The organism is Pseudomonas sp. P1_F7 (genome assembly GCF_056405655.1).
Window position 1 is genome coordinate 389,530 of record NZ_JBFUBR010000001.1, and the last position, 10,767, is coordinate 400,296.

8 protein-coding genes and 1 rRNA gene are annotated in these 10,767 nt (G+C 61.8%); 3 read left to right on the plus strand and 6 right to left on the minus strand.

All coding sequences use genetic code 11. The annotated features are described in order from the left end of the window. Positions 1-15: 15 nt before the first annotated feature. On the plus strand, positions 16-939 hold the full coding sequence (locus AC1D1M_RS01640) for a LysR family transcriptional regulator (RefSeq protein WP_477774221.1): 924 nt from the start codon (positions 16-18) through the stop codon (positions 937-939). A 160-nt stretch (positions 940-1,099) separates the two neighbouring features. Here AC1D1M_RS01640 and AC1D1M_RS01645 read toward each other — a convergent pair whose 3' ends face one another. From AC1D1M_RS01645 to AC1D1M_RS01660, 4 genes are all read right to left on the minus strand, one after another. Beyond that, positions 1,100-2,341, minus strand: a complete 1,242-nt coding sequence (locus AC1D1M_RS01645) for a thiolase family protein (RefSeq protein WP_477774222.1) — start codon at positions 2,339-2,341, stop codon at positions 1,100-1,102. Continuing rightward, a complete protein-coding gene (locus AC1D1M_RS01650) occupies positions 2,338-4,221 on the minus strand; it encodes a feruloyl-CoA synthase (RefSeq protein WP_477774223.1) in 1,884 nt (627 codons plus the stop codon). The genes AC1D1M_RS01645 and AC1D1M_RS01650 overlap by 4 nt, the downstream gene beginning before the upstream one ends. Positions 4,222-4,310: 89 nt before the next feature. Then, complete coding sequence (locus tag AC1D1M_RS01655; protein ID WP_477774224.1) at positions 4,311-5,759, minus strand: aldehyde dehydrogenase; 1,449 nt, start codon at positions 5,757-5,759, stop codon at positions 4,311-4,313. An 83-nt stretch (positions 5,760-5,842) separates the two neighbouring features. Beyond that, positions 5,843-6,673: a p-hydroxycinnamoyl CoA hydratase/lyase gene (locus tag AC1D1M_RS01660; protein ID WP_046038330.1), complete on the minus strand. Its 831-nt coding sequence runs from the start codon at positions 6,671-6,673 to the stop codon at positions 5,843-5,845. 214 nt (positions 6,674-6,887) lie between these two features. Here AC1D1M_RS01660 and AC1D1M_RS01665 point away from each other — a divergent pair, with 214 nt between their 5' ends. After that, entirely contained in the window at positions 6,888-7,376 is a 489-nt protein-coding gene (locus AC1D1M_RS01665; protein ID WP_477774225.1) for a MarR family winged helix-turn-helix transcriptional regulator, read from the plus strand. A 61-nt stretch (positions 7,377-7,437) separates the two neighbouring features. Here the strand turns inward: AC1D1M_RS01665 and AC1D1M_RS01670 are convergent, their stop codons facing one another. Then, positions 7,438-8,745: an OprD family porin gene (locus AC1D1M_RS01670; protein ID WP_477774229.1), complete on the minus strand. Its 1,308-nt coding sequence runs from the start codon at positions 8,743-8,745 to the stop codon at positions 7,438-7,440. Between the two features lie 344 nt (positions 8,746-9,089). Between AC1D1M_RS01670 and mhpT the strand changes: the two genes are divergently transcribed. Beyond that, complete coding sequence (mhpT, locus tag AC1D1M_RS01675) at positions 9,090-10,307, plus strand: 3-(3-hydroxy-phenyl)propionate transporter MhpT (RefSeq protein ID WP_477774226.1); 1,218 nt, start codon at positions 9,090-9,092, stop codon at positions 10,305-10,307. Positions 10,308-10,642: 335 nt separating this feature from the next. On the opposite strand, the gene rrf is transcribed toward mhpT, so the two are convergent. Next, positions 10,643-10,758, minus strand: a 5S ribosomal RNA gene (rrf, locus tag AC1D1M_RS01680). Positions 10,759-10,767: the final 9 nt, after the last annotated feature.

The following is a 10,767-nucleotide window of genomic DNA, read 5'->3' on the forward strand; positions in this document are numbered from 1 at the left end:
AACTTTGAGTTACGAATGAACCCAACCTTGGATTTGTCATTTTTTTACCTTCTGGCCAACAAAGGCAGCCTCGCCGCGACGGCGCGAGAGCTGGGCATCACGCCACCGGCGGTGAGCAAGCGTCTCACCGCGCTGGAGGCTCGATTGGGCATCCGCCTGGTGAATCGCACCACGCGCTCAATGAGTCTGACCTCAGAAGGTGAACTGCTTTTTTCCCATGCCGCCCGGATCCTGACGCAGATCGATGAGGTCGAGCAGTTGATCAACAGCAGTCGGGCTACACCTAAAGGACTGATCCGGGTCAACGCGTCGTTGGGCTTTGGCCGTCGTTACATCGGCCCAGCTCTCGGCGCGTTCTTCGCGCAGTACCCGGAGGTGGAAATACAGCTGGAAATCACCGATCACCCGCTCGACCTGACTACTCACGGGTTTGACCTGGGCATACGCTTCGGTACACTGCCGGACGCCGCCTTCCATGCACGCAAGATCGCGTCCAATCGCCGATTGTTATGCGCTTCACCGCTGTACCTGGAAAAACACGGCGTGCCGCAACGCCTCACGGATTTACAGCAACACAACTGCATCTTTCTGAGGCAAAACGAAACGCCCTACGGTGTGTGGAGTTTCACCAACGGGGGGCGTACGCAAAACATCAAAGTCCGTGGCGCACTGGGCTGCAATGACGGCGAAGTGGCCCTGAATTGGGCGCTGGAAGGCTACGGCATTCTGTTGCGAGCCGAATGGGACATTGCCCGATACGTGCGCAGCGGCCGCTTGCGATTAGTGCTGGAAGACCAGACTCCAACACGCGCCGATGTCTATGCGGTGTACCCGCAACAGTTACACCTGTCAGCCCGAGTGCGCAGCCTGATCGATTTCCTGGTTGAGCGTTTCAGGCACATTGACCACTTGGATGAAACGGCAGGCCTGCACGACTGAACAGCTTGGGCCCGCAGCCACTTCGGCCAACAGCGAGCACCGATGAAGTCTGTACGAATGACAGCAATCCACAACCGATTGCTGTCCGTCACGACAATCACCTATCGGCCAGAACCGCTCATTACCGGAAAACACCGGTTGTCCGTCAGCCGACGAAGCCTCAGGCACGCCAGGCGGGATTCTCGATCAGAAGCGCCATGCCCTGCCCGCCGCCAACACAGGCCGCGGCGACCCCGTAACGCAGATTGTGCTCACGCAGTTGTCTGGCCAGGGTCAACACCAGACGCAAGCCACTGGCGGCCAAGGGGTGGCCGAGTGCCAACGAACCACCCTGGACGTTCAGACGCGAACGGTCCAGTTCCAGCTCCTGAGCCACCGCCAGGACCTGGGCGGCCTGGGCTTCGTTGATTTCAAAGCGGTCGATCTGCTCCAGGCTCAAGCCGCTGCGCTGCAACAGCAGGCGAATCGCCGGAGCCGGACCGATACCCATGAACTCCGGTGCCACGCCGACCACCGCGCTGGCCCGCAGCAAGGCCAACGGTGTATCCCGACAGGTCGCAGCGCGTCCGACCAGGGCCGCTGCAGCGCCATCGACCACCGCACAACTGTTGCCGGCGGTTTGCACCCCGCCTTCGTGCACGCTGCGCAACCGGGCCAACGCCGCGATGTCTCCGGGTCGTGGGTGGCTGTCTTCAATCACCGTCTCAATACCGCGTGACAGGCGGATGCCGCGTGGCTGATAGCCTTGCAGTTCAAACACCTGATGCCCCACGGCAACGATCTCGGGTGCCAGCCAGCCCGCTTGTTGTGCCGCAAACGCCCGCTGATGACTGGCACAGGCGTAGGCGTCCACCGCTTCGCGAGTCAGCCCATAACGCCGCGCCAGATTGTCGGCGGTGGTGATCATGTCCACTCCGGGAGCCGGGTCGTACAACGCCTCCCAGAGAAAATCCTTGAACTGCACTTGCGCGCCAAGGCGGAATCCAGCTCGATGGGTATAGGCCGCAATCGGATTGCGCGACATCGATTCGCTGGCCACGCACAGGGCCAATTGCACGCCGTCATCCAGTTGCCTGGCCGCCTGGCGCAGCAGTTCGAAACCGGTGGCGCAGATGCGCTGCACCCCCAGCGCCGGAACCGATTGCGCCACGCCGCTGTAGAGGCCGATGTGCCGTGGCAGCAGGTAGGCATCGAAGCTGGCCTGGGCCATGGAGCCCGCCAGCACGCTGTCGACCGCCAGCGGATCGACTTGCGCGCGAGCCAGTACTTCGCGCCCGACCTTGATGCCCAGGTCGATCGGCGAAACCTCGGCCAGGGCACCACCGAGGTCCACCCACGGCGTTCGCAGCGCATCGAAAATCGCCGCATCGGCAAAGGCCGAGTACTGCCCGTCTGTGTTCACGACTTCGCCCCGGCGCGCAGGATGGCCGGATCGAGTCCGCGATACAGCGCCTCGACCTGCTCCGCGCGCCACTGCAATACCGCACGCTGATTGATCGAGCCCTTGTCGGTGATTTCACCCCGGTCGATGGACGCCGGCTCGTCGAGCAAGGCGATCCATTCCAGGCGACTGGCATTGCCCGTGGCCTCGCGATTGAGTCGCTGCAACCAATCGGCGAACCACTTGCGTACCGGCGCGCTGGCCAGCACCTCGGTGTCGCTGGCACTCGCCGCCAGCCCTGAAAGCCGTCGACATTCGAACATCCGCGCAAAGACCAGCGCGCCCAGGCATTCACGATCCGGCGCGGTCACCACCAGATCCTGGACATAGGGCGAACCTTCGAGCACCGCACGGCTGCGCAACGGCCCGACGCTGACAAACACCCCGGATGACAACTTGAAATCTTCGGCGATGCGCCCGTCGAACATCAGCCCCAATTGCGGATCGCGTGGGTCGGCGAGCTTGAGCGCATCACCGGAACAGTAGAAGCCCTGCGGATCGAACGCATCGAGCGTCTGCTGTGGCGACCGCCAGTAGCCGGGCATGATGTGCGGCCCACGAAAGCGCCCTTCGAGTTTGCCGTCCACCGGCACCAGGCTCACCTCGCAACCGGGCGCCGGCAGGCCGACATAACCGGCCATGGACAACGGCCCGGTGGTGAAGGTGCAAGACGGCGAAGCCTCGGTCATGCCGAGCCCGGCCATCATGCGGATACGCTCACCGCAGTGTTGTTCGGCGACGCGGTCGAGCCGGTCCCAGACACTTTGCGACAGACCGGCCGCGGCAAAAAAGAACAGGCTGATGCGCTTGAAAAAGACCTCGCGCAGCTCCGCGTCCTGCTCCAGTGCCGAGGCCAGCTCTTCCCAGCCCTTGGGCACGGTCAGGTAGGCGGTGGGCGACACTTCTTTGAGATTACGCAGGGTCTGCGCGAAACCCTGCGCCGTGGGCTTGCCGTCGTCCAGGTAAAAGCTGCCACCGTTGTAGAGCACGATGCCAACGTTATGGCTGCCGCCGAAGGTGTGGTTCCACGGCAGCCAGTCCACCAGCACCGGCGGTTCTTCGCCGAACACCGGAAACGTCTGCAACAGCATCTGCTGGTTGGCGCAAAGCATGCGCTGGGTGGTGATCACCGCCTTGGGCAATTTGGTCGAGCCGGAGGTGAACAGGAACTTGGCGATGCTGTCCGGCCCCGTGCCGGCAAACGCGGCTTCGGCCTCGACCCCGCCCGGCTGCCCAAGCAGGCTGGCAAAGCTGACCTGGCGACGCCCCGCGACCTGGCCACGCACGGTGATCAGTGGCGTTTGGGCCGGCAGCACCGCCTCAATGGCGCGCTGGTAGGCCGCGGCATCACTGACAAACACCAGGCCAGGCTGCAGCAGGTCGCAGACGTGACGCAGCTTGGCGAAATCCTGGGACAGCAGCGAATAGGCCGGCGACACCGGGCAGTAGGGAATGCCCGCATACAGGGCGCCGAAGGCGAGTTGTAAATGCTCGATGTCATTGCCCGAGAGCAGCACCAGCGGTTTGTCTGCCGACAGGCCGTAGCTCAACAGGCTTTGGGCGATGGCCCGGACACTGTCGAGCATTTCGGCGTAACTGACCCGGCGCCAGTCACCGTCGGCCTGGCGGGCGGCGATAAAAGTCTGCTCGGGACGCACCCGGGCCCAATGCACCAGACGGTCAAGCAGCCGCGGCGGAAACTCGGCCAATGGCTCCAGGGAACGCATGTGCAATGCGCCCTGCTGCTCTGTCACCTCGACCGCTGCGCGACCGATGGACACGTGACGGTAGCGCGGCGCACTGGCCTCGGTGTGGGGTTGCGATCTGAATTCGGAACTCACGTGCTTGTTCTCCATCAAGGCACGCTACCACCAAGCCGCACGAAGGGGCATGGTGGTGGCTGCAGCCTTTTTATTGTTATTTCTGCGGTTCAGATCGGGTAATGCCGCGGTCCATGCTGCAAGGTGACCCAGCGCAACTGGGTGAAATGCTCGATGGACGCCTTGCCGCCAAAGCTGCCGTAGCCGCTGGACTTGACCCCGCCGAAGGGCATTTGTGCTTCGTCGTGCACGGTCGGGCCATTGATATGGCAGATACCCGACTCGACCCGTTGGGCCAGCGCCAGGGCGCGTCCGGTATCGCGACTGAAAATAGCCGCCGACAAACCGAATTCGGAGTCATTGGCCAGACGCAGCAACGCTTCATCGCCATCACCGCGCAACAACACCGCCACCGGGCCGAAGGACTCTTCGCGATACAGACGCATGGTCTCGTTGACGCCATCGAGCAGGGTCGGCTGCAAAATGCTGCCGTCCAACTGTCCGCCAACCACCAACCGCGCGCCCTTGCCCAGAGCATCGTCGATCAACCCCTTGATGCGCGTACCGGCACTGGCATCCACCAGCGAACCGAGCACTGAATCCGCCAGCGCGGGATCACCGGCGCGCAGGGTCGAAACCTTGGCCGCCAGCTTGGCGACAAAGGCATCGGCGACCTTGGCATCGACGATCAGCCGTTCGGTGGACATGCAGATCTGCCCCTGATTGAAGTACGCGCCGAAGGCGGCTGCCTCCACCGCCGCATCCAGGTCGGCATCATCGAGCACCAGCAACGGCGCCTTGCCGCCTAGCTCCAGCAAGGCCGGCTTGAGGTGGCGCGCCGAGAGTTCGCCGACGATGCGCCCGACATGGGTCGAGCCGGTGAAGTTGACCCGCCGCACCGCCGGGTTGGCGATCAGCCGTTCGACAATCGCTGCGGCATCCGCCGGTGCATTGCTGATGACGTTGACCACGCCATCACCCAGCCCTGCATCCTGCAAAACCTGGCCGATCAGACGGTGCACCGCCGGGCTCAGTTCGGAGGCCTTGAGCACCACGGTATTGCCGCACGCCAGCGGCATGGCGATGGCGCGGGTGGCGAGAATCACCGGGGCATTCCACGGGGCGATACCCAGCACCACACCGCAGGGTTGACGCAGGGCCATGGCAAAACTGCCCGGCACATCCGAGGGGATGACTTCGCCATTGATCTGAGTGGTCATCGACGCCGCTTCACGCAGCATGTTCGCTGCCAGCCGCACGTTGAATCCGTACCAATTGGCCATGGCCCCGGTTTCGCCAGCCGCTGCAATGAACTCGGCGCTGCGCGCCTGCAACTGCTCGGCCGCATTGAGCAAACGGCTGCGACGTTCATTGGGCGCCAGCGCGGCCCAGGTGGGGAACGCGGCCTGGGCCGCAGCCACCGCGGCATCGGCATCCTCCAGGGTGGCGGCGGCTACCCGTGATACCACTTCACCGGTCACCGGGTTGCGGCGTTCGAAGGTTCGACCGTCGCGGGCAGGCAGCGACTGGCCGCCAATCAGCAGGGGCACGTCCAGCATGGTGATTCCTCTTTATTGTCTTTATCGGGAATACATTCGAGCGATACAGCGCGCCGGGGCGGACATGCACCCGGCGATCCGTCTCAGCGCTTGTAGGCCTGCAGACCGGGCTTGATGCTCTTGTCGTCGAGGAACTGCTTCATGCCCTGCTCGCGGCCACCTTCGGTGTCGAGCAGGCGCGACTGGTCCAGCTTGGCGTACAGGTAGTCCTCGTTCTGCTCCCAGGTCAGCTCGCGGCAGCGCTTGAAGCCATGCTTGGCCGCACGCAGCACCACCGGGTTTTTCTCCAGCAGGTTGCGCGCCAGATCCACGGTGACTTCACGCAGTTGCGCCAGGGGTACGCTTTCGTTGACCAGGCCCATCTCGGCGGCTTTCTGCCCACCAAAGGTCTTGCCGGTCATGATGTAGTACAGCGACTGACGATGGCCCACGGTGTCGGCCATGGCCTTGCTCACCAGGTTGCCCGGCGGGATGCCCCAGTTGATTTCCGAGAGGCCGAAGGTCGCTTCGTCAGCGCAGATCGCCAGGTCACAGGCCACCAGCGGGCTGAAGCCGCCACCGAAACACCAACCGTTGACCATGGCGATGGTCGGCTTGGTGTACATGCGCAGCAGTTTCCATTGCCATTGCGACGCTTCGCGGCGGATTTTTTCCTGGAGGATCTCCGGGCCCGCGTCCACTTCGCGGAAGTATTCCTTGAGGTCCATGCCCGCGGTCCAGGCTTCGCCGGCACCGGTCAGCACCAACACGCCGGCCGCCGGATCCTGCTCCAGGGTTTCCAGCACATCGATCATTTCCCGATTCAGAGTCGGGCTCATGGCGTTGCGTTTTTCCGGGCGATTGAGAATGACCCAGGCGATGCCTTCCTCGATCTCGACCTTGACGGTTGTCCAGCGACCTTCGTAGTTGCTCATGGCGTTGCTCTCTTGTTCTTGGCTTGAAGATGACTGGAAATTAAAGGACCCATATAGTTATGTCAATTAACTGTTAATCTAATTAACCATTTTTTTATCCACCCGGAAATATCCTCCCACCCCATCGCCATGAACGACGGGCATAGCTATCAGCGGCCAACCCCGGCAAACTAGATACGCTTGTTAACCTCCACCTGTTCAGGATTCATCCGCAATGGCCAAGCCTTCTCCCCTCGCCGACCAGAGCGAGTCCTCGTCCGCCACCGCCGAGCTGCAGGCACCGCTGGATTCGGCACTGGATGACCTGATCGGCTACGCGATGCGGCGCGCCCAACTCAAACTGTTTCAGAACCTGATCGGTCGCCTGTCAGCCCACGACCTGCGCCCCGCGCAATTTTCGGCCCTGGCGATCATCGACCAGAACCCGGGGCTGATGCAGGCCGACCTGGCCCGGGCCCTGGCCATCGAGCCGCCGCAGGTGGTGCCGTTGCTCAATAAACTGGAAAGCCGCGCGCTGGCGGTGCGAGTGCGTTGCAAGCCGGACAAACGCTCATACGGAATCTTCCTGAGCAAGACCGGCGAAACCTTGCTCAAGGAGCTCAAGCAGATCGCCGCGCAAAGCGATTTCGACTCCACTTCATCGCTGACCGGCGAAGAGCGCGAGGAGCTGCTGCGCTTGCTGAGAAAGGTTTACCAGGACTGAACGCACGCTGCCGGCACGCTCCAGAAGGAGCGGTCGGCGGGAAACATCGAAGGACCCGCGATTACCAGATCGGCAAGGTATAGATCACCAGGAAGCGGGTCTGGTTTTCATCGCGAAATGCCGCGCCGCCCGGGAAGTCATTGCGGTAGATCGACTTGCGCGCCAGCAGCCCGACGTTTTTCAACGGCCCGCCCTGAATCACATAACCCAGTTCCATTTGGAACTCGCGCTCCTTGCGGTCCTCGGCATTGAAAGCGGCCAATTCGATATGGTCGCCGCGCACATAACGCAACCGCCCCTTCAGCCCAGGCACCCCGGATGCGACGAAGTCATAGTCGTAGATGGCCTGCCAGGTGCGCTCCCTGGCATTGAGAAAGTCCGAACTCATGGTCAGCTCGCTCATGCCCATCAGCTCGGTGCCGGAGATGTAAGGCGTCGCCGTGTCGCCACTGGCGTGCATGTAGCCGAGACTCACCCGGTGCCCGCCGAAGCGGTAGCCGAACAATGCCGAGAGGTTGCGGTTGTCCACCCTGCCCGCCTTGGCGCTGCCATCCTCGCGACTGAAAAAGCTGCGCAAGTCGCTGCTGAACACACCTTCGCCCAGCGGCAGGTTGTGCAGTAATGCCAGGGTGTCCTGTTGGTACAGGTCGGTCACCTCGGCATGGTAGGCGCGCAGGCTCAGGTCCTTGTTGACCTGGTAATCACCCCCAAGATAGGCCAGGTGTGAGGTGGTGGCAGCGCCATTGAAACGCCGGTTCGGCGAGGCGATGGTCATGGCCTGATAGTCCGTGGAATCGCGCTTGTTGATGCGATCGATGTAACCGGTGTTCAGGGTCAGGCCATCGATGTCCCTGGAACTGAGCGTGGTGCCGCGAAAGGTCTGTGGCAGCAGTCGCGACGGGCTGGCAAAGGCAAACGGCAGGAAGATCGAGACATCGCCGCTCTTGATCGTTGTCTGGGCAAGCCGCAGCTTGGCCGTCGGGGCCAGCCGCGAATAGTCATCCGCCGCGCGCTTGTCGCTTGCCGACACCGGCAACAGTTCAGTGCCGCTGCGATCCGGAGCGGAGTCGAGCTTGACCCCCAGCAACCCCCGAACATCCAGACCAAAGCCCACAGTTCCTTCGGTAAACCCCGACTCCATGCCCATGATGAAACCCTGAGCCCATTCCCGCGCGGCAGTCTTGGCGCCGCCGTCCTGGTACTCACGGTCAATGTAGTAATTGCGCAGGGTCAAGTTTGCGTGACTGTCCTCGATAAACCCCTCGGCCCGCAGCTGAGAAGGCAGAACGCTGACGCCTAGCAGTGCCACGACCCACCCTGGATGGATACTGCAAACGCAGGGGAGCGACGCTACGGAACCGGTGTTCATGGGGCGTTTTGGCATGTTCGATGTCCACTTTTTATTGTTGTTTTTGGGTGCCGGACCCGCGCGGGTCTGCCGGCTTCACGAACAGAGAATGGAAACAGCCTAGGGTCGTCGTCAATCGCAGATGACCGATAATCGAACATTAATATTATTATCTATTTTTCAATAAAATCTAAAATGCATCCATAACAAACTGTTTTTTAACGATTTATTCGTAGTTTATACAGTTTTTACGATGCCATTCTTTTTTTAGTTATCTTTGTTATCTTAATCGTCAGCGGTCACTGACGGCGCACCCACGCACGGATGGCTCGACTGCATAACAAAAACAACAATGAGGTTCACCCATGGACAGTCCATCGCGTCGCTCGACGCTGACAATCGCTTTGTGCTTTATCGTTGCGCTGATCGAGGGGTTCGATCTGCAGGCTGCCGGCACCGCTGCCGCAGGATTGCGCCAGAGCTTTGCCCTGGACCCGAAGATGATGGGCTGGGTGTTCAGCGCCGGGATCATTGGCCTGCTGCCTGGTGCGTTTTTTGGCGGCTGGGTTGCCGATCGTATCGGCCGCAAGAAAATCCTCGTCGGCGCGGTGCTGCTGTTCGGTGTCTTCTCTCTCTGCACCGCCTATGTCGAGAGCTATTCCAGCCTGCTGCTGGTGCGCTTCATGACCGGCCTGGGTCTGGGTGCCGCCCTGCCCAACCTGATTGCCCTGTGTGCCGAGGCCGTAAGCGAGCGCCATCGCGGCACCGCCATCAGCGTCATGTACTGCGGCGTGCCCCTGGGCGGCGCGCTGGCGGCAGTGGTGGCGATGTTTTCCAGTGAACATTGGCAAACCACCTTTATCATCGGCGGTCTGACGCCCTTGCTGGTGGTGCCGCTGATGGCCCTGCTACTGCCCGAATCCACTGCGTTCCGCCAGCAACACGTCACGACCACCAGCCCACGGTCGTCTACCGCCCAGGCGCTGTTCGGCGAAGGACGCGCGCGCAGCACGCTGGCCTTGTGGTTGAGCTACTTCTTCACCCTGACCGTGATGTACATGCTGCTCAACTGGCTGCCCTCGCTGTTGCTGGAACAGGGTTTCACCAAGCCCCAGGCAGGCATGGTGCAGATGCTGTTCAACCTGGGCGGCGCCATTGGTTCGCTGCTCGGCGGGGTGATGCTGGACCGCTGCAACGGCCTGAAAGTGGTCCTGTTCGTATACGCAGGGGTGTTGGCGGCGCTGGCCGGGGTCGGCCTGTCAGTGGGTATCGTGCCGATGGCAATCGCCGGGTTTGCGGTCGGGCTGTTCGTCATGGCTGCACAGCTTGTGCTGTATGCACTGGCGCCCCCTTCCTATCCGACTTCGGTGCGCGCCACCGGCGTCGGTGCAGCCGTAGCCATCGGCCGGCTCGGCTCGGTGGCAGGTCCCCTGGCCGCCGGCCAGATCCTCGCCGCCGGTGCCGGCACCACTGGCGTGCTGCTGGCAACGTCACCAGGGCTGGTGATCGCGGCGCTGTCGATCCTGACCGTGATCGCCCGCAACGGAGCGACCACCGAGTCTCAACCGCAAGCGGCAAACTGAGCCCTGCTACCAAGGTTTCAGGAATGAAAGTGCCCGGCAAATTGCCGGGCAATTTTTGTTGACCCAGCCTCCCTGGAGCAGAATGCCGATCCGTGGGCGCAAACTCAGTCCATTAAAAATGAGCTGCACCTTAGCAAAAGCGCGGAGTCAGGTTTATGTGATTTTTTTACAATGACCTTGTAGGAGCGAGCTCGCTCGCGAAAAACTTCTGGACACCCGGTGGCCTCAGACAGCCAGTGTCATCGTTAAAGACCATCGCGAGCGAGCTCGCTCCTACACGGCGGACAAAAACAAAACCCCTACCTGCAGATGCAGATAGGGGTTTCGGAATTTAATCTTGACGATGACCTACTCTCACATGGGGAAACCCCACACTACCATCGGCGATGCATCGTTTCACTGCTGAGTTCGGGATGGGATCAGGTGGTTCCAACGCTCTATGGTCGTCAAGAAATTCGGG

Bases quoted from the DNA above. Each gene is read 5' to 3' on its own strand.
- AC1D1M_RS01655 (WP_477774224.1), bottom strand. From the start codon at position 5,759: ATGCTGGACGTGCCCCTGCTGATTGGCGGCCAGTCGCTGCCTGCCCGC.
- AC1D1M_RS01660 (WP_046038330.1), bottom strand. From the start codon at position 6,673: ATGAGCAACTACGAAGGTCGCTGGACAACCGTCAAGGTCGAGATCGAG.
- mhpT (WP_477774226.1), top strand. From the start codon at position 9,090: ATGGACAGTCCATCGCGTCGCTCGACGCTGACAATCGCTTTGTGCTTT.
- AC1D1M_RS01665 (WP_477774225.1), top strand. From the start codon at position 6,888: ATGGCCAAGCCTTCTCCCCTCGCCGACCAGAGCGAGTCCTCGTCCGCC.
- AC1D1M_RS01670 (WP_477774229.1), bottom strand. From the start codon at position 8,745: ATGAACACCGGTTCCGTAGCGTCGCTCCCCTGCGTTTGCAGTATCCAT.
- AC1D1M_RS01640 (WP_477774221.1), top strand. From the start codon at position 16: ATGAACCCAACCTTGGATTTGTCATTTTTTTACCTTCTGGCCAACAAA.